This window comes from Hahella sp. HN01 (assembly GCF_018986435.1).
Taxonomy (GTDB): domain Bacteria; phylum Pseudomonadota; class Gammaproteobacteria; order Pseudomonadales; family Oleiphilaceae; genus Hahella.
This window is the reverse complement of the sequence record NZ_JAHMIN010000006.1, coordinates 170,860-188,359: the sequence shown is the minus strand read 5'-3', so window position 1 is coordinate 188,359 and position 17,500 is coordinate 170,860. Positions and strand designations below refer to the sequence as shown.

Here is a 17,500-nt window from a genome sequence, read left to right as displayed (position 1 = left end):
ATAATTTGAGGCTCAACCAAAAAATCCCAATAAAACATGCTACTTATAGAAATAGACCGAGGAGCCTGCCTGCCCTGAATCAGGCATGAATAGCTTCTTCGCTCCATTCAAACACTGCATTTCCTACAACAGCTTTGGCTTTATGAATATCCGTGATGTGGCGCACGCCATCATGTTCCTCTGACTCTACATCCGCAACGACTGTCACTGTCTTATCAAAAAAGTCTCTACGTTTAAGGAATTTTTCCAGAAAACGACGAGGGTTTTCATCAAAGCTCACTTTACCCTCATCTACTGCACGAAAGCACAGATCTTCCCCATCCAGACTTATATCACCGCAAATCACACTATCACTTTCAAAGTCAGTTAAAACTGATTCAAGCGAGCGAATATTATCTGGTGAATATATAAAAACTGCAGTTCCAATTCTCACGCAGAATTTAATATAGCTAACTTCGTCTATATATAAGCCATCCCTATCCTCTGCAACCTTACCGTGCAGCTTAACATCATAGTTGAGGAGAGATCTTCCACCGACCAAAACAGACAAGAACTCGAAAAAAGAGTCTTCAAAGCTCTCGACATTAAGTTTTACAGTGTTATCCAGACTAAATGGCGGCCCTGAAAAACACCCTTTGACGGTTTGAAACGTGTCAATGTAACGGAGTTTATTAGTTTTAATTTCTGAAGCTAAGACTGACATTCTGCTTTATCCGATTATATCGTCATATCCACCAATATCAGATGTCCTTTTAAAACCCTACCGCCATGGCGACTTTAAGTCTGTCAACAACGTCGCTTTTCTCAGGATGCTTTGATGCATACCAGTCCAAAGCGGATGCTAGTCTGGAGTAAAACACTTCATCGTTATGAAAAATCGAGTACTCATCATTTTCGTAATAGCCATGCTCATCGCCTCCTAAAAAAGCCATAAAGCCCTCGTATGGCTCGACTTCAAACTCTTCACCCACTTCATCTGACCATTTTTGGATTGACCAGTTCAGTTCGCCTGCTACATAGCCTTCTTTGATAAATCTGTCGACTTTTTCGAGTGCTCTGGGTGAAGTGAACAGTTTATAAAGGCAGTGTTTGAGAATCCACTCGGGATCATCAAGGCCACCAATTTCATCAAACATCCCATCTGGCATGATCACTCTTCTTAATTTACGAGTAAAGTTAAAATAAAAGGTATATTCGTCTTATTTTTCATTAATGCATATGGTTAGAGAATTATTGCTATCCGCATCTTTAATGATCGTTATCCAACCTGCCTTCTCCCACTCGTGAATCAATTTTTGATACAAGGGAGCCAAGCTTGAATGATCGACTTTTTTAAGCTCCGCCCCACTGACTTTAATAAAGCTCTCAACTTTAACACTACCCTCTTTAACACTCAAAAATGGCTCAGCCGGGGCAAGGATGTAATTCTCAATCACGTCTCTGGAGAAAATATCAAAAATATTGTATTCCGAGACATCAAACTGACTCAATTCAACGACTACCGCATCAGCCAACATCCATTCTGGCTGATAATACTCGACGCAGAACTTTTCTTTTTCCTTCAGTTTGATAACAACTTCATCAATGTTAGCCATGCTAACAATCCCCGAATTTAGTCGAAAATCTCTTCGCAATCACTTCAAAATTTTCAACGCCCTCATTTGAGACGATCATCCACACTCCAGTCTCGTGAAATTTCTTTATATCTCTATTTATTTCATCCCTTAACCAAGAGGGAACACGATCATAGTCTTCTTGGCTCCCTTCAAGCGCCAGCCGCCTGATGACATAGGTTTTCAGTATATGAATAGTCAATATCCCTTGATTGTATAAGTCAATATCATGAGAAAATGATAGTGCCATATCAACCACTCCCGCCAACTAAAAGCCTATGGCTGAAACTCCACGTTTTCACCTTGGTCATTAAAGATTTGGGCATAAACTATATTACCAAAGACTCTTTCACCGTCCTCTTCATAACTATAGCTTCCTTCCAGGACGGCTTTATTTATATATGAATAGCAGTTCCCACAGAGAGGAAAAACTGTATCTCCGAGTTTCTGGATGAATTTATCGTCGGCAATTCTAATAAAATTTTGTTTGACTGCTGAGATATGCTTTTCAAATTCCGCATCGATTGTAGACCCCAGATACTCAATCACATCATCGCCGCCCTCAATCAAAAAGGGCCGAAGTGTCCTGGCGCCCAGAACCGCCAACACGCCCTGAATTCTCGTCTTATCTTTCGTCTGAACACTCATTCACGTCTCCCCCTTATTCACCACAGCATTCGGCCAGCCATCAACGCAGAGGCTACAAACCTTGCTCTTTAAAGCTATTCATATCTGCTGCGTGGGCCTTAAACCAGTCGCCTACGGAGTCAAAAACTTTTTTGAAGGTATCCAATGGGTAATTGTAATAGTACACAGGAGAGTCAGCCTCGCTATTGGCGATAATGTAATTAAACTCATCCCCATACCGTTCCATTATGAAAAAGATGCTGTCAGGATAAGGATCAGTCAGTTCATCTCCTTCAACAAGTAACCTCTGGCGACCTTTTTCAGGAGTTCCGTCATGTCTTTGACATGCTCATACTGATAATTGAACTCATTATCGTCAAGCGCTTCACAGGAGCGTCCACACCGTCTCAGAAATTCTTTATAGGACTGAGGCAAGGTTAGCCGTACTTGTGTTCAATTGCAGCGATTTCAGAGCTTGAGCAACCAATATTCGCCCCAGAGATAATGCCTTCAGTGAGCATTTCCTGGTATGCGTCTTCAAAAGATGACAACAATTACTCCCCCCACGTGTACTCGCCCTTCCCGTCAAAGGATATGACCAACGCCCCGTAATCAACCTTAAAGCGTTCAATATTAGTTACTTCAACAGATCCATCTTTTTCAGCAAGCTCCGCCAGAACCATCACCTTCTCACGAATTTCGGGCCAGTCAACCGTCGGGTTAAAGTTATTCTCAACCACCTCGTGAATATCAGGTTGAACGATTTTAATAACGTCAGCATCACTAATATTGGCGTCGATACTATCTGACAGATAAACACCCTCCTTTACGTCAATAAGATAGCCGCTTATCCATGTTTTTCCTTCTTTTTCAACCACTAATCGTCGCATCACCTCTGACACATCAGCTTTCAGATCTCTCTCGCGACCATCAAAGTAGAGATCATAGCTAATCCACTTTGTTTTCAGCGTCATGTGTTTTATGTCAGATAACGTCGCTTTCCCATCACATATCAGAAGGGTTCCGCTGACTTCACAATGATCGACATACTCCCATTCGCCGCCAGTTCTGGGCTCAATGTATTCAGACAAAACTTCGTAGACATTAACAGTGGTTAGTGCAACTTTGTTTGCTGTCGAAAAACTTTCTGAATCACATAAAAAAATTGATTTTCTATTTGCAAAAATTATTCCTGATACGGTTAATTTTTTATTTTCTAAAACATCAAGTTCATTTATAACTTCGCCTAAATTCATAATATTTTTAATCCCTCGGCTTTGTTGTAATAAAGCTTCCACCGTAAATATCCTCAAAATCCGACCTCTCTAAAGCATATGACTGATTTGGACTCACGCCTCCTTTTTTAGGACCTGAAGGATTTCGGATAACCACGAGTTGTTGACCATCTTTCAATATCAAAATTTCATCAACAATTATAAAGTGACCGCCGTTATTTGTCTCAACACGAACAATTGCAGGATTGCCCTGTGACGTATGCTTTATCAAAGCGTCTACAGCAGCAGACGGTCGCCTGATAGGTACAACAAAAGCATCACCATTAGACTGGCGCATAACCTTCGCTAGATCTCTCGCGGTGACACCTTTGTCTGTAAAGTCAAGCGCAAGCAGCCTGCTTAGATCATCAGGGGTAATTGTAGTTATACCGTTTTTATTTAGCGCTAAAGAGCCGCATGTAGACCCACAAGAAATTTGTGGATTAATTTTATTGTCAAGCTGATTTGCTAACGGCAACTTTGTATTTCTTGGCAAACGCTTATAGAAGTCTCTTGGTAGGCCAATATCTGAATCAGTGCCAGCACTGACCGGAAGGCCTTCTTGTGAAACCGCCAACTTTGCTCCACCAAGCGCCGGATGTCCAACCACCGCGGTGATAGCTCCAGCATAGATCTCTTCCAGCTCTCCCAATCTGGGCGGAATTTCGGTGACAAATGAGCCGACGTCTTCTAATGCTACGCGTTCGCTTAGTCCATCCAGTGAGTTGACTTCGATGCTGCGTCTGGCGGCGATTGGGTCTGAACTGGCGTTGATCAGATTCTTACGGATGTCTCTGATCTTGTTATCGAATGTTCTTACATCGTCAACCGGGCTTCCCCGTTCAATGACGCGTAGCCCCTCCAGCATCAGCTCCGCTCGTTCCTTCGGTATAGCATAGTACTTCCCGAAAGGACCACCCCCGCCAGTTTCCAGTGAGTGGTAAAACTCATCCCCCAACTTTTCTTCCATTGCCAGAATAGCGGAGGCGTCTCCTTGTTTTTTGGCCTCCCAGAATTCCCTGTAGACCTCCTCACGCTCATCCTCGGTCAGACCTGTCGCCTCATCAGGTTCTGCTTGAGCGATCTCAGGCGTTTCAGATCTTTTGGATGGCGGGGGGAGGTAATTGCGGCGCTCTGCAGGGACACTTTCCCACCACAAGTTACCATTCAATGAGGGAATGTCTTTTAGTAGTCCGTTTAACATCGGCGGCGGCGGAGGTGCAGGATTCGCCCGCGCTATCAGTCTTTCCGCTAATACGGGATCTGAGTTTGTAGGGAAGACGCCTTCGTCTTCTTCGCTTGCGATCGGGCTAAATGGTTTTTTACCGTCTTTAAACACCAGAAGAATGTCGCCACGCTCAACCAGCCTGACGAAATCTTCTTTCCATTTCTGAAAGTACGGCGTCCCTCTCCCGGGAAAGGCGCCGAAAGCAGAGCGAAAATGGGGGCCTGAGAGGTTACCGACAACTTCGCTGACCTTCATCTCATTGTTCAAACAGCGTTCAGCGTAGCTGGCGGCGAAGAATGGGGACTCAACAAAAGACAAGTCAACAATGGTTAAATCTGTCCAATGTTTGAACTCGTACCGGCGAGTAGAATACATGAAGAAACATCCCTAGTTATGCAAAATATCCAGTCATAGCAGCGATATAGCAGGACAATCGCGACAAGATACAATCTATTACAATGCAAGAATATTTTACTTTTATAGGGGATCACTCTGAATCGTCCGCACCCTCTAGGACATTGGGATTACAAGTAGGCTTGGGAGGCATGAATAAGTCGTACTTAGCTCGTATCACTGGCCCCAGATCTCTCTTTTGCATAGAGCGACCTAACGAGGAGAACGACCGAGTGATATGCGCAGGAAGAAGTCTGAAGACAGGAAGCAGCCGCCCACACACTACAACCAGCGTGGGCGGCGAACTTATTTAGGCAGGTCGGCGTTGCTCAGCGCTTCTGTACAACCGCCTTGATCAATCCATCACGATCAAAGACATGTCGTCCATATCGACGCTCTCTCCTGCGCCGTATCCGATCAGTTGTCCCTGCACGCGCACGCGGTACCAGCCTACTGCGGAGGCGTAGTAGGTTCCGTGGGTTTCGTTGCTGGACCAGTTGCCGAGCACGCCATTGCCTTTGCCGGTGCAGAAGGCGTTGTCGCTGTTGGAGGGCGCGATAATGGTCACTACGCCACTGGGGCTGGTGACTTCGATATTGACGTCATACCAGGTGAAGTTGTCGTTGGACTGCACCGCGCATTCGCCATTGAAGAAAATCGCTCTTGTGCCGGTTGTGCTCGCATAAAACGACAGGTTTATCGGCAAGTAGTGCGCCGCCCCGTTTGCGGTGATTACATGATTCAGATAGGAGGTGGAGCCTTCCACGTCTGCATAACTGGCGGACGAAGCAACGGTGATCGCCGCGCCCATGGCGAGAGAAATGAGTGTTGTTTTCATAAAGAACCCCTATATCCATGGAGGTCGATATTATTCGGCGAGCGCGCAGAAAAATGTCGTCATGCCGTCCCGCCGAGTTCCATCTCACAGAGCCGACGCCGCGCCTGCTAACGCAAATCCCAACCTGCGGCGGTGGTCTCTTTCAGGATGTATTACGAGTGTACGGATGGGCGGTTTGGCGGGCAGTTAAATACTGGACGACGATTTTGTGACTTTTTATCTGTTTTTTGGAGGAAAGTGCTGCGCGTCATGGAACCACTGTATTGACGCGCAAAAAGAGTGAATTATAAAACAGCCAGGTTACACCACCGCCGCCAACACACCGCCAAAAGCTTCCTTCAGCACTTTCAGGATGGCGTTCAGCGCTTTTTGCACTGTGATCAGGGTGAGTTGGGTAATGGCGACCAGCACTGATTCGCAGGAGGTCTTTTGCATCCTGACCAGTATCTTGCCGGTTTTCGGCGAGTAGCCCTGGTTTTTGTCGATCTGATACAGCGCCACGTTCTGCGCCACGTCCGCCAGTTGTACGGACATTTTCTTGAACTCAGCGGGGGCGTATGACTTTACGGCCAGCCAGCCTTCTTTGAATGAGGCTTCCGCCGCCTGGATGATTTTTTCGTAGATATCGTTCGCATTGATCTCCATAGCAGTCTCCTTTTCTATCAAGAGTTAGCTCTTCCAAGGCTTGGTTCTTCAAAGTTCTGGTTATTTAAAGTGCTAGTTCTTCTTCGCGTTTTCGACGACGGATACAGCGTTAATCGACTGATTGGCGATAGCCATCGCTGATTTGGAGGTGGCGGGTCTCAGGCAGGATAGCTTTTTGGGGCCGCACTTATCGCTTTCGCGATGAATCTTCTCAATGGACTGCAGTTGGTCTTTCACTAACGACAACAGCTTTTCATTACAGCCGTCCGCATTGCCGTCTGCTTCCATACCACTCTGTGCGATTTCTGTGGGAATCTTCTCGTTCATCATAGTGGTCACCCGCTTATAGAGCTTTTTCTCCAGCTTGCAGGCTTTGCCTTCCGAGGCGGCGGAGGCGCGGGCGATCATTGCATCCAGCTTGGATTCCAGCGCGTTATAAGCGGGTCTGTTCTTCTCATAGGTTCCTTCCGGCGTGCCCGCCAGATCCGCCATGTTCTTCACATGGGTATTTAACTGCTCGGAAAACTCCATACTGCCCTTATCGATAACCTCGTCATAATCACTGACCAGGGTGACACCTGAGCAAGCGCTTAAAAACAGCGCCAAAACGAAGGTCGCCAATGCCTTATTCATTGTTGTCTCCTTTTCTTTGGATCTTTTTGCAGGTTTTGCGCGCCGTCTTATGCAGGTTGCAGTTTGGCCTTGAAGCGTTCACAGACGGCTTCGTTCATGAACAGGCCGTGCTCGATGATCACGCCGATGGTGATCAGATAAGCGGACATACTTTCCGCGTCGCTGATGGCCTGCCCCAGGGTCGCGATCAACGGGGCGATCACCATGACGCTCAAAGGAATCGCCACTAGAAACTGGTGTTTCATAACCGGACTTTGCGGGGATGGAAAAACGGTTTTGCGGATATACACGCCGAGAAAATAGGCGGCGAAAGGAATGAGGCCCAGAAAGAAAATCTGGGTGATAAAAGGGGTAAATTCGTTCATTGCCGTTCCTCCATCAAAATGGATTCGCCGCCATCCTTTCCGATATAAACCCAGCCGCTCCTGTCGCTGGCAGTTCCGGGCTGGGCCTGCTCAACGTTGATCCAATACTGAGTCCCCGTCAGGGTATTGATCTTTTTGACTTCTTTTACAACGACGCTGTCGTCTTTCGCTACGGAGCCTTTTTTGTCTCCGAGGATGTAGAGAAAAGTGCTGGGCGGTGAATCACGTAGATTGGCGGGCGCGGACAATGAATAAGCGCGATTGGCCTCCACTTTGGAAGGTTCCGTCGACCATGCGACGGTAGAGACCATCAACGCCAGTACCAAGCCTGTATATCGCATAATTCCTTCACTCCTTGTCCGATGTTTTGAGGCAAGCGGCGAAAGCTCAAGGAAATCGATGTACAGCCTTTATCATTGACTTCTTTTTGTTCAGTCTACGGCGTCGCCCCCAGACCTGTCACCGGGGACATTAGGGCTAAACTAACGCTTAGGCCGCTCTCTTAGCGTACTGTCGCACACCTGGAAATGGTGTCTCAGAAGTCTTCAGGTGAAGGGAGTCTTCAGTGGAAGGAGAAAAGTCGGAGGGAGAGCGGCGCTGCTTGCGCTAGCGCCAAAATGCGCCGCTCTTTGTTTACATCACATTCATTACGCTTATTACATTTCGTCCAAGCGATTGCCGTTTTGCGACATCAACATCGCCTCGTGCTCTTCCAGCTTCATCAGGTTCTCCAGAAGCTCCTGCGTGGAAGGCGTCGCCGCTTTGGCGTGCAGATAGCGATACAGCTCGATAATGTGCTGATGTTTCTCCATGACGGTTTCAATAATCTGCTGGGAGTTCAGCGACTCATAATGAATCTCTCCGTCCGCCAGCGGGTGCGTAGGATGCATCTCCAGGTATTCGTAGCACCAGGTATTGAGCGCCTTTAACTCGCCGGTATGTTCAAAACCGTCGATGACGTTGGAGAGCAGCGTTTCGTGCCGAGCCAGATAATCCAGCAGCAAACGGGACCCTTCGTTCTCATGGAGCCCTGCTGACTGCAAAAGGGATTTTGAAAGCTGTTGATGAAATTCCTTGGTCCAGTGCAGAACGTTTCTTAATGTCTCGGCATGCATTCAGAGCTCCTATCAGACTATTTCTCTTAGATTATTAATCTAATACCCAATAGAGAAATCTCAATGTCTCCGGTCATAAAAAACTCAAATCACCAGCTTTGATCGCAACGACCGCTTTTCTCACGATAGCCGCTGTTGCACTCCCAACCGTTGCCGGAATTATCAAGATGGGCATGCTGGGGAAGTTTAATGGGGTCACATGCGTCTCTATCCGCCTTAAAGCCGCGAGCGCATTCCCAACCGTCGCCTTTCTCCGTCAGAAAAGCGTTTGCGGGCATATTTACCGCCACACAGCTATCACCGTCCTCCTTGAATCCCCGCAGGCAGGCCCAGCCATTTCCATACAGTTCATAGACAGGATGGCCATTGGCAGGAACCTTTACCGCCAGACAAGCGTTATCAACTTCCCTGAAGCCGCGTTCACATTTCCAGCCTCTGCCATGGGTCTCATAGGTGGGGTACGCATTCGTCGGCACGAGCACAGCCGCACACTGATCGTCCTGCTTTCTAAAACCGATCTCACAGCGCCATCCCTGAAAGGCGCTTTTGTCCAAATAGCCATTGGTTGGAACAGTAATCGCCACGCAGCTTTCGCTTTCCTTGCGAAACCCTCTGTCGCAGTCCCAGGAACGGCCGTAAGCACTCAAGTAAGCATGTGCAGGAACTTCGACGGCGATACAGGATTTATTCTTCTGGCGATAGCCGCGATCGCATTCCCAGTTGTCGCCATATGGGAGAGGATGAGAGTTGGCGGGATGCCCTTCTTTAGCATTGGCGCCGCCGACAATGCAGAGTAACAACATTAGGCTGCTTGCCACGCTACGCCAGATCGAAAAGTACTTCATAATTCGCGTCCATTTAGTTTATGGACTCTTAGGAAGCCCTGATTCCTCCAAAATAGCACGCTTTCACCTGGATCGGGCGAATCATTTCAAGAGCGTAAGCAATTTAAGCCGCAAAACGAAAACGACGCGCCACCGAGCAGTGACGCGCCAAAAGGGAGCTGATCAGAATCAGCGTGCGAACTCGCTTGAATTACATGGATTTCAAGCCGTCATCCAAAGTGAAGGTAAGATTGGTGACCGTGTCGTCGTAGCTGTAGTCATCCACGCGCACGATTTCCATCTCCAGATTGCCGCCCAGGCTGCGTTTGGTGCGAGCGGACTGCTGCGCCATCTGCATTTCAGAACTATCCAGAGAAATAGGCGCACTGGCGTCGATGTTGAACTGACTGCCATCGACTGTGGTGAATTTACCAGTCAGCGGCGCGATAAAACGACGCTTGCTGATATTGCCCACCGCCCACTTCACGCTGTCGGCGCCATACTGGTTCAGCATCCAGTTCCAATCCCACTGACCGTAGTTCTGGATACCGCGATGCGCGTACTGATCCAGGATATCTTCCGCGCCGTTCAGGTTATTGCGACCACCGAAGGTGAAATTCTCCCAGGGACGATCTGTCGGGTGGTCGTTTCTGGCGTTGCCGCCCCAGCGCAGGAAGTTCTCCAACGCGACGTTGTACCCCAGGACCATTTCCGACTCATAGGGAATATCGGCTTTCTGTTTGAAGACCGTGAGAGTGATGATGCGCTTGGAGTTCGCCGGCATCAGTGCGCGATACTGCGCGGACTGGGTGACTGTCTCACTGTTGCCGTTGGATTCGCTCCAGCCCTGATTGGCGGTAAAGCCTGCGGTAATTTCCGTACTTCCTCCAAAAATCTTAAGATCAAATTTATATGTATTTTTGATGCTTATTGATTCGGAGAAAGAATAATCTTCCTGTTTCGACCAACTTTTGGTTTCGTCATATTGTAAAGTGGCGACGGCGGTATCTTCCGTATTGCCACGGTTATATACCACCGCAGTAATGGTTTTTAACGGCTCGCGGTCATAGACCTGGGGATCGCCCAGTTTAAGTGAGCCGGGGTTGGTATAAAACTTAAGTCCGGATAACGACATTTTTAAGCGTTTATCCGCCCAGTATCCGTCAGTGTATGGATCACTGCTATTATAATTAGCCTGTAATGTATATTGTTCGTCGCCATTGCGGGTAATACTGAAATCTTCACCCACATTCTGAGAGGCGGTTCCGCCGCACCAGCCGTAGCCCAGGTAGTGCGACAGATAAGCCAGAGGGACATAGAAGTCCGGATCGCGAACGATAGTATCCTTCAGGGAGGCGAGATCCTGGGCGGCGTATACTTTATCTTGATACTTCGGTATATCGTCATTCGCCTGAGCGGTCGAGACGGGCGCTAACAGTGATAGGATGCTGGCTGCGAGCGCTGAGGGAACAAAAGATTTCGACAGGTAATGCATAATTAGGTCCTTATATTTATTTATCGTCCTTTTACTCATTTAGAGAACGATTCACCAAAACGTTTCTATATATCTATCATTAGGCCTATGCTGCGGTTTAATTGATTAATACATATGGTTTATTTCAGTAATCATTTCATCCAAACAAATAAACGCGAACTCAGTTAATCAATCAAAAAATAATCAGAAAATTAGCCTTTAGTCTAATGCCTATTGACATTCAAAAAACCTAATTAAGCCGAATCTAATTTACCATCCAGATAACTATTACAAGTCGAAATATTTATCTTATTGAATATTCATAAGAATTAATTAATCGACGCTCAATAAAACTTGTCTAGATAGACAGATTATGTTCATTCACCCTACCCACAGAACGAACATTAAAATTTAAATTATCAATCACACAGCGTTGTCTGACTCGCTATGAAAAGCATTTCATAACAATATATAACTTGTTTCATTTTGTAACCCAACCAGAAGTCGTTCATTTATTGATCCAAATAATAGAAATGAAAGGAAAGCAGCGGCGATAAAATGATTAAATTTCACTTTAGTGGAAGAGAAATTCAGTGAGGGGTTCAGGGAGAAAAAGGAAAATAGAAAGAAATGAAAAGAGAAAAAAGAAGGCCGCTTTCACAGCGGCCCCAAAATCCGTCAGGCCCTCGGCTCCTTGCGCGCCACCATCACCTGAACCGGCGCCAGGGCGAAATGGCGGCGCCCAGCGGACTGAACCACGGAGAAGCCCGCCTCAACCAACAACTCCCCGACTTCCCCCTGCCGAGGGACAAAACAGCCGCGCAGCAACATGGGCAGATAGAAAGGCAGCAGCTCTGCGTTGCGACCGGGGTCGTCGGAACGCTCGCCGTGGGCGCAGATAAACACGCCTCCCGGCGCCAGAGCGTCTTTCACTCTCTTGAGAAAGGCGACTCGGTCATGAATAAAGTGCAGAACGGAGGAACACCAAATCAAAGCGTAATCGTCACCGAATGCGTCTGTCTCCAGGTCGCCCTCCAGCACGTCAATTCTGTCCGCCATACCTGCGGCGCCGATAGAATCTCTGGCGACCGCCGCCGTCATGGGACCTTCAAACAGGTAGGCCTTCATATCCGGAAAAGCCCGCGCGAGCTTTTGCGTCATTATCCCTGGCCCGCCCCCCAGGTCGATGAGACGTCCTTTATTTGGAAGCGCAGGAATTTGCGTCAGCAGTTCCGCCAGGGCCGGCGCGCTGATGCTGGCTTGCTCGTGGGCGATCTGCGCCTGCGCCGCTGCCGCCCATCCGGCGTCGGTGGCGTGGGAAGCATTTTCCAGCATCTCATCTGCACTTATCCGGTCCCGCGTCATCGCGTCAGCGGCGGTTTTCAACACGTCAAAACGAAAGCGCCAAGCGGAAGCGAGACTGTCTTCAACGTCTGGAGCGAAGTACTCACGCGCCACTGAGGTAAGACTGTACTCGAAGTCGCCTACAGGCGCCTCGCCACAGCGATGCAGTAATCCCATGCTCCACAACATTTCCAGCAATAACCCCAGTTTCTCCGGGCGAGTGGAAGTTTTCCGCGCCAGTTCAGACGCGGTAGCAGGATGCTGCAGCAACCGGAACACGTCCATTTCGATAGCCAGTTTCAACGACTGTCCCTGTACCGGCGTCGCCGCAATATTCCAGTATGCCTGCATGGGATGGGGAGGATTGAACGTCATAGTTATCATGTCTCCTGATAGATAGTAGACATACCCTATCAGCTAATGATAATTATTATCATTTGAATGCCTGTGCCATTAGGAGCAATCACTGTGATAGAAGGTGAGCCCTGTTCAGACCCTGATTGGCGCGATCGCGTCGGTCCCAACCTGAACGCGCGCATTACCGACATGGAGGATGGATTCAGTCTGATTCATCTACGCCAGCGCTTCCCTGCCCCTTATTCAGAACACCAACAACGAGAAGGCGGCGCGCGGCTGTATGTCATCACTTTTGGGCTGGCCGGTGAGTCCGCCTATCACAGTCGCTGCGGTTCAGTGACGGCGCCGTTCAAATCAGGCTGCGTTACTTTTGCTTCTTATCAGGATGTCCAGGGGCGCCGTCAGTTCAATGCGACGAAAAATCTGGAGCAAGTCAGGCTCGCCTTCTCCGCGGATCGTTTAGAGCAGTATCTGGGAACGCCGCGAATGCAGCGCATCGTCCACTTGTTGTGCAGGAATAAAGATACGTCTGTCCTGCTGCATCGCCGGACGAGCGAAGCGGAGTTGGCCAACCTACATGCCTTACGCGCATCTCAGGCTGATCCACTCAGCCAGCGTATTCAGGCGCTCACGCTGCTGGCGGAAACACTGCGGCAGACGGCGCCGATCGATGACGTATGTGACATGCAGGCCGAAGATATCCGCAAACTGGAGCATGCAGTGGACCTCATGCAAAGCGCAATGGAGCAGCCGTTGTCCATCGCCTTTTTGAGCGCACAGGTGGGAATGAGCGACTATCGGTTTAAGACCGGTTTCCGCCGCTACTTTGGCGTCTCGCCGGGAAGGAAATTACTGGAATTGAAAATGCAGCGCGCTAAAGCCCTGCTACAGGCCGGCAAGCAAGTCGCCTGGACCGCCTATACCCTGGGCTATCGACACCCGGAGAACTTCAGCGCGGCCTTTCGCAAGTATTACGGTTATTCGCCCAGCGAAAGGTAACAGTCGGGGGCGTTCCTATCAGTCCCCGCCGCCATCGCCTCCACACCCTCCATCGCCGCCAAAGAAGCCGCCGCCTCCGCTATCACGCGAGTAGCCGCCGGAGCCCTTAGTGGATATGGCGATTTTCAACGCAATGGATATCAAAAACAGCATAACCAGAATAGGACAGATAATGCTTGTAAAAAAAGACTCGGACGTCAGATCCGTGAAATAGAAGGACAGACATAATCCGACAACGTTAACGACCCATGAAATCATATCGCCTCCACATAACTATCAGCTTGGCTGTGAGTCTAACTTGAGAGTATATCGGCTTCCAGGTAACCAGGCGGTAAACCATGAGACAGCGTATCTTTAATGCTGAACCCATCACTTCACTGCCCTTGCTGCTTCACCAACATCCCCAAGGTGCGCTTGGCGATAAGTTCAACATCCCTCGGGGATTCAGGGTCCAAAGCCAGTTCTCCCAAAATAGCGATCGCCGTTTGACTGTCGCCACGGTTAAACAAAGTGACCGCTTTATTCAGCAGAAGAAAACCTCGTGTTTCCTTATCCGGATTGGCGGCCAGGCCTTTATCAATCAGCGCGAGTTTCTTTTCCTCGTCCTCATACAGGTCTGCAAGTTTTTGCAGGGCCGGGGCGTAGTCGGGAAAGCGATTGAGAATATTCGCGAAGATCTCCGCTTGCTGTTCCGGGCTCTTCCCCCATTCATGGCTGAGGTAATACAAATACAATCCCGCCGGATACTTGCCTTCCTTTTCGAGCTGCAGATAGTGATAGGCGGTTTGCGCTGTGAAAAATCCTCGGGGAGACAGCTGATTTACTGTCTTGTATAGCGCCAAGGCTTGTTCCGGATCGCCCGCCAGCAGATAGGTATACGCCAGATCGTAATAAGGATAGGGCCACTCCGGCGCCAGCTTTATAGCCTGCTTGAAGGCGTCAATCGCCTTATCGTTCTCCCCTTGCTGACCAAACTCCCTGGCCTGATTGTGCAAAGCGACGGCGGCCTCCGGTATATCTCCCCCACTCTGAACTTCCCACTCTGCCTGACCGTCTAAGTTCTCCAACTCCTGCAAGGTCAGCACTCTGCCGTCAGCTGATTTATAGACAATATCCGCCGCCATCGCCGTCCCCCAAAAGGTCATGAGAATGAACAAAATGCATCGCTTCAAGCAACTAGTCACCTTCCCCACTCCCCAACGCGCTCCCCGCCAGGGCGATATTCAGCGCGATGGTCTTGGCTTCAGCGTAGTTCATAACCTTTCCGCCGGGTTGCGGGGTGGCTTTTTCGTATTCGTCTTTGCTGCAATAGAGCGCCAATGCGAAGGGGATGAATTTGTTGGACAACTCCAGGGCGGCCAGGGCCTGTTTTACTTCGTCGCCGCTGTAGAATTTTTTCTTGTCGTGCCGCTTTCTCAGCTCGGGGCCCAATACGCCAATATATTTGCGGATGGCGTCTTTTCTTTTTACTTTATCTACGATGTTCATCGATTACCTTGTTACTTACAGGGACTGTTCACACTAAGTAACTTATCAGCAATTAATGCAAACTGGATGAAAAATTTAAACACGACATCCAGCTTATCAAATCGGGAGAAGATACGTCTGGAGCCTTTTAAACGCCAGAGCCGTCTCTCGACCTCGTAGACCTTACAAACCTGAGCGCATTCTCCCCACCCACAGTTTGTATGGCTTTTCAGCAGTTTTGTCCCTTTCGGGGCGTTGTCCGCCCAGACTGTAACCCAATGAAATTAAATCGCCGCGCGGTAACTCCCACGCGGCGATTTATACGGTTAGCGTGAAAACAGCTCCCTACGACCCTCCCGCCCACACCTTGGGTGTTCTCGTGTTCCACGGCGCCGCCCGTTCGATCTGGCCCGCCAGGCTGAACAAGGCGCTGTCATCGCCAAACTGGGCGGTGTACATGGCGCCGATCGGCAGTTGCGTCTGTTTGTCGTAGCCTGAGGGCACGGACATAGAGGGGACGCCCGTGAGGTTCGCCAATGCTGTGAACGGCGACTGTCTGAAGACGTGTTCGATCCAGCCGAGACCATCCACCTGATTCTGAACCTTGTTGTACTCTCCGATCTTGAGCGGAAGCTCTGGCATGGTGGGCGTCATCAGAATGTCGAAGTTTTGGAAGTAAGCGCCCAGACTACGCGAGACAATGTTGCGCGTCCCCAAAGCGCCAAGCACATCCATTCCGCTGACGTTCTTGCCGTATTCATGCACCGCGAGCGTCGCCTGTTCCAGGGTGTCTGCATTGATTGGGCGGCCGGTGAGTTCCGCAATCAGTTCCACCCAGGAGGCGGTATTCAGGGTCCAGAACTGGGCGTTAGCATGTACAAACGCTTCCCAGCTCACGCCAAGGTCGAATTTGACTGCCTCCACCTGATGACCGAGGTCTTCAAGCAGTCTGGCGGTTCTGGCGACTGATTCCGCTACGACAGCGCTGGTTTTAGTCCCGTTGGCGGGGTCCATCATCAGGCCGATGCGAAGCGGTTTCGGGTCTCTGCCCACGGAGGTCAAAAAGCTCTCCGCCGGCGGCGCAGTGTAATAGGGTTCGCCTACCCCGGGAACGCTGATCGCGTCGAGCATCGCCGCGCTGTCACGCACGGTGCGGCTGACGCCAAGCTGAGAGACCAGTCCGCTCCATACCTCATCAAGATGAGGGCCATTAGAGACCCGCCCGCGTGTGGGCTTCAGGCCAAAAATGCCGTTTACGGACGCGGGTATGCGGATGGAGCCTCCGCGGTCGGTAGCGTGAGAAAGCGGAACCATGCCAGCGGCCACAGCCGACGCTGATCCGCCTGTTGAACCTCCACAATTGTAGTCCGTATTCCACGGATTACGGCTTGGACCAAATGCGCGCGTTTCCGATGTCGTACTGATCGCAAACTCAGGTGTAGCGGTCCGTCCCAGCGTCACCAGACCCGCATGTTTGAAGTGCGTCATCAGGGTGCTGTCGAAGTCTGGCGTGAAGCCTTCCGCCAACTTGCTGCCCAGCTCGTTTTTCTTGCCATTCATGACAACACCGAGATCCTTGATTAAAAATGGGACCCCGTATAGCAGCGAGTCTTTGCGCGCTTCCGCCGGCGTGACGCCCTCCCAGTTTTCCACCACCGCAAGAATTTCGGGGTTGGTTGCATTAATGGCGGCCGTCGCAGCCTCCGTGACTTCAGACAGACTGACCTCGCCTTTTTTAATCAACTCCGCCAGCCCGATACCGTCATATTTGACGTACTCTTCCGCTTTCATACTCGTCTCCGCCATTGCTGAACATTGCCCATCGTTACCATCATTATCATCGTCACCATCACTCCAAAGGTTTCTGCGTCCATATCAGTCCTTTGAGAAAAAGGCGTTCATCCCCGGCACATCCGATAGAAATGTCTCAATGGCTGCAATCTTGTCGCCTCGTAGCACGCAAACCGTTGCGAGATGCTCATCCAGCCGGCGCGCCCCGTTCACAGCGGTGTTGTGTAACTGCAGGGCTAAATTATCGCGGCTGACAAGGATGTGTTTGAGGTCGAAATTAACGCCATAGCTGACAATCAATCGACATTGATCAAGTATGGCTTCGCGACCATCAATCATTCCTGAACCAGAAGCCTCATTCGAGCCTGGCAATGTCCAGGTGGCGTCATCCGTTAGCACAGCCTCCAGCAGCGACCAGTTCTGTGTGGTCAGCGCTTCATGAAACTGCCGGCCGATAGCGATTTTTTGATCCAAGGTAGTCATCTCAAACTCTCCTGATTAGGTTGATGTGGA

At 49.6% G+C, this 17,500-nt stretch carries 22 protein-coding genes; 1 reads left to right on the top strand and 21 read right to left on the bottom strand.

Going from position 1 to position 17,500, the window contains the following annotated elements; genetic code table 11:
* Positions 1–79 precede the first annotated feature (79 nt).
* The 16 genes from KP814_RS08250 to KP814_RS08175 all read right to left on the bottom strand — a co-directional run bounded on the left by KP814_RS08250 (position 80) and on the right by KP814_RS08175 (position 12,748).
* The gene (locus KP814_RS08250; RefSeq protein WP_216736321.1) at positions 80–703 is read right to left on the bottom strand and encodes a hypothetical protein; all 624 of its coding nucleotides are present in this window, start codon (positions 701–703) and stop codon (positions 80–82) included.
* Positions 704–752: 49 nt separating this feature from the next.
* Positions 753–1,148, bottom strand: a complete 396-nt coding sequence (locus KP814_RS08245; protein ID WP_216736320.1) for a hypothetical protein — start codon at positions 1,146–1,148, stop codon at positions 753–755.
* 51 nt (positions 1,149–1,199) lie between these two features.
* Positions 1,200–1,595 (bottom strand): hypothetical protein, encoded by a 396-nt coding sequence (locus KP814_RS08240; protein ID WP_216736319.1) that lies wholly within the window; start codon positions 1,593–1,595, stop codon positions 1,200–1,202.
* 1 nt (position 1,596) lies between these two features.
* Positions 1,597–1,863: a hypothetical protein gene (locus tag KP814_RS08235; RefSeq protein WP_216736318.1), complete on the bottom strand. Its 267-nt coding sequence runs from the start codon at positions 1,861–1,863 to the stop codon at positions 1,597–1,599.
* Between the two features lie 26 nt (positions 1,864–1,889).
* Positions 1,890–2,261 carry a hypothetical protein gene (locus tag KP814_RS08230; RefSeq protein ID WP_216736317.1) on the bottom strand — a complete coding sequence of 124 codons (372 nt, stop codon included), beginning with the start codon at positions 2,259–2,261 and terminating at the stop codon, positions 1,890–1,892.
* A gap of 533 nt (positions 2,262–2,794) precedes the next feature.
* Positions 2,795–3,538 carry a hypothetical protein gene (locus KP814_RS08225; RefSeq protein WP_216736316.1) on the bottom strand — a complete coding sequence of 248 codons (744 nt, stop codon included), beginning with the start codon at positions 3,536–3,538 and terminating at the stop codon, positions 2,795–2,797.
* A complete protein-coding gene (locus KP814_RS32765) occupies positions 3,504–5,117 on the bottom strand; it encodes a hypothetical protein (protein WP_253938246.1) in 1,614 nt (537 codons plus the stop codon). The genes KP814_RS08225 and KP814_RS32765 overlap by 35 nt, the downstream gene beginning before the upstream one ends.
* Positions 5,118–5,490: 373 nt before the next feature.
* Positions 5,491–5,973, bottom strand: coding sequence for a hypothetical protein (locus KP814_RS08215; RefSeq protein WP_127970415.1), 483 nt, complete (start codon positions 5,971–5,973; stop codon positions 5,491–5,493).
* A gap of 300 nt (positions 5,974–6,273) precedes the next feature.
* A complete protein-coding gene (locus KP814_RS08210) occupies positions 6,274–6,618 on the bottom strand; it encodes a hypothetical protein (RefSeq protein WP_216736315.1) in 345 nt (114 codons plus the stop codon).
* A gap of 72 nt (positions 6,619–6,690) precedes the next feature.
* Positions 6,691–7,251, bottom strand: coding sequence for a hypothetical protein (locus tag KP814_RS08205; protein WP_216736314.1), 561 nt, complete (start codon positions 7,249–7,251; stop codon positions 6,691–6,693).
* A 47-nt stretch (positions 7,252–7,298) separates the two neighbouring features.
* Positions 7,299–7,616, bottom strand: coding sequence for a hypothetical protein (locus tag KP814_RS08200; RefSeq protein ID WP_216736313.1), 318 nt, complete (start codon positions 7,614–7,616; stop codon positions 7,299–7,301).
* Positions 7,613–7,957, bottom strand: coding sequence for a hypothetical protein (locus KP814_RS08195; RefSeq protein ID WP_216736312.1), 345 nt, complete (start codon positions 7,955–7,957; stop codon positions 7,613–7,615). The genes KP814_RS08200 and KP814_RS08195 overlap by 4 nt, the downstream gene beginning before the upstream one ends.
* A 315-nt stretch (positions 7,958–8,272) precedes the next feature.
* A complete protein-coding gene (locus tag KP814_RS08190) occupies positions 8,273–8,731 on the bottom strand; it encodes an ATPase (RefSeq protein WP_216736311.1) in 459 nt (152 codons plus the stop codon).
* 89 nt (positions 8,732–8,820) lie between these two features.
* Entirely contained in the window at positions 8,821–9,534 is a 714-nt protein-coding gene (locus KP814_RS08185; protein ID WP_216736310.1) for a hypothetical protein, read from the bottom strand.
* Positions 9,535–9,766: 232 nt separating this feature from the next.
* The gene (locus KP814_RS08180) at positions 9,767–11,050 is read right to left on the bottom strand and encodes an aerolysin family beta-barrel pore-forming toxin (protein ID WP_216736309.1); all 1,284 of its coding nucleotides are present in this window, start codon (positions 11,048–11,050) and stop codon (positions 9,767–9,769) included.
* A gap of 657 nt (positions 11,051–11,707) precedes the next feature.
* Positions 11,708–12,748: a methyltransferase gene (locus KP814_RS08175; RefSeq protein WP_216736308.1), complete on the bottom strand. Its 1,041-nt coding sequence runs from the start codon at positions 12,746–12,748 to the stop codon at positions 11,708–11,710.
* 93 nt (positions 12,749–12,841) lie between these two features.
* Between KP814_RS08175 and KP814_RS33355 the strand changes: the two genes are divergently transcribed.
* A complete protein-coding gene (locus KP814_RS33355; RefSeq protein ID WP_216736307.1) occupies positions 12,842–13,729 on the top strand; it encodes an AraC family transcriptional regulator in 888 nt (295 codons plus the stop codon).
* A gap of 18 nt (positions 13,730–13,747) precedes the next feature.
* Here KP814_RS33355 and KP814_RS08165 read toward each other — a convergent pair whose 3' ends face one another.
* The 5 genes from KP814_RS08165 to KP814_RS08145 all read right to left on the bottom strand — a co-directional run bounded on the left by KP814_RS08165 (position 13,748) and on the right by KP814_RS08145 (position 17,470).
* A complete protein-coding gene (locus KP814_RS08165) occupies positions 13,748–13,987 on the bottom strand; it encodes a hypothetical protein (RefSeq protein WP_216736306.1) in 240 nt (79 codons plus the stop codon).
* A 116-nt stretch (positions 13,988–14,103) separates the two neighbouring features.
* Positions 14,104–14,901: a lipopolysaccharide assembly protein LapB gene (locus KP814_RS08160; protein WP_216736305.1), complete on the bottom strand. Its 798-nt coding sequence runs from the start codon at positions 14,899–14,901 to the stop codon at positions 14,104–14,106.
* Positions 14,902–14,905: 4 nt separating this feature from the next.
* Positions 14,906–15,217 carry a DUF6559 family protein gene (locus KP814_RS08155; RefSeq protein WP_216736304.1) on the bottom strand — a complete coding sequence of 104 codons (312 nt, stop codon included), beginning with the start codon at positions 15,215–15,217 and terminating at the stop codon, positions 14,906–14,908.
* A 324-nt stretch (positions 15,218–15,541) separates the two neighbouring features.
* Positions 15,542–16,987 carry an amidase gene (locus tag KP814_RS08150; RefSeq protein WP_216736303.1) on the bottom strand — a complete coding sequence of 482 codons (1,446 nt, stop codon included), beginning with the start codon at positions 16,985–16,987 and terminating at the stop codon, positions 15,542–15,544.
* 84 nt (positions 16,988–17,071) lie between these two features.
* Positions 17,072–17,470, bottom strand: a complete 399-nt coding sequence (locus KP814_RS08145) for a nuclear transport factor 2 family protein (protein WP_216736302.1) — start codon at positions 17,468–17,470, stop codon at positions 17,072–17,074.
* Positions 17,471–17,500: the final 30 nt, after the last annotated feature.

Coding starts and splice junctions, on each gene's coding strand:
- KP814_RS08250 (WP_216736321.1), bottom strand. CDS start 703: ATGTCAGTCTTAGCTTCAGAAATTAAAACTAATAAACTCCGTTACATT.
- KP814_RS08245 (WP_216736320.1), bottom strand. CDS start 1,148: ATGCCAGATGGGATGTTTGATGAAATTGGTGGCCTTGATGATCCCGAG.
- KP814_RS08240 (WP_216736319.1), bottom strand. CDS start 1,595: ATGGCTAACATTGATGAAGTTGTTATCAAACTGAAGGAAAAAGAAAAG.
- KP814_RS08235 (WP_216736318.1), bottom strand. CDS start 1,863: ATGGCACTATCATTTTCTCATGATATTGACTTATACAATCAAGGGATA.
- KP814_RS08230 (WP_216736317.1), bottom strand. CDS start 2,261: ATGAGTGTTCAGACGAAAGATAAGACGAGAATTCAGGGCGTGTTGGCG.
- KP814_RS32765 (WP_253938246.1), bottom strand. CDS start 5,117: ATGTATTCTACTCGCCGGTACGAGTTCAAACATTGGACAGATTTAACC.
- KP814_RS08215 (WP_127970415.1), bottom strand. CDS start 5,973: ATGAAAACAACACTCATTTCTCTCGCCATGGGCGCGGCGATCACCGTT.
- KP814_RS08210 (WP_216736315.1), bottom strand. CDS start 6,618: ATGGAGATCAATGCGAACGATATCTACGAAAAAATCATCCAGGCGGCG.
- KP814_RS08205 (WP_216736314.1), bottom strand. CDS start 7,251: ATGAATAAGGCATTGGCGACCTTCGTTTTGGCGCTGTTTTTAAGCGCT.
- KP814_RS08200 (WP_216736313.1), bottom strand. CDS start 7,616: ATGAACGAATTTACCCCTTTTATCACCCAGATTTTCTTTCTGGGCCTC.
- KP814_RS08195 (WP_216736312.1), bottom strand. CDS start 7,957: ATGCGATATACAGGCTTGGTACTGGCGTTGATGGTCTCTACCGTCGCA.
- KP814_RS08190 (WP_216736311.1), bottom strand. CDS start 8,731: ATGCATGCCGAGACATTAAGAAACGTTCTGCACTGGACCAAGGAATTT.
- KP814_RS08185 (WP_216736310.1), bottom strand. CDS start 9,534: ATGTTGTTACTCTGCATTGTCGGCGGCGCCAATGCTAAAGAAGGGCAT.
- KP814_RS08180 (WP_216736309.1), bottom strand. CDS start 11,050: ATGCATTACCTGTCGAAATCTTTTGTTCCCTCAGCGCTCGCAGCCAGC.
- KP814_RS08175 (WP_216736308.1), bottom strand. CDS start 12,748: ATGACGTTCAATCCTCCCCATCCCATGCAGGCATACTGGAATATTGCG.
- KP814_RS08165 (WP_216736306.1), bottom strand. CDS start 13,987: ATGATTTCATGGGTCGTTAACGTTGTCGGATTATGTCTGTCCTTCTAT.
- KP814_RS08155 (WP_216736304.1), bottom strand. CDS start 15,217: ATGAACATCGTAGATAAAGTAAAAAGAAAAGACGCCATCCGCAAATAT.
- KP814_RS08150 (WP_216736303.1), bottom strand. CDS start 16,987: ATGAAAGCGGAAGAGTACGTCAAATATGACGGTATCGGGCTGGCGGAG.
- KP814_RS08145 (WP_216736302.1), bottom strand. CDS start 17,470: ATGACTACCTTGGATCAAAAAATCGCTATCGGCCGGCAGTTTCATGAA.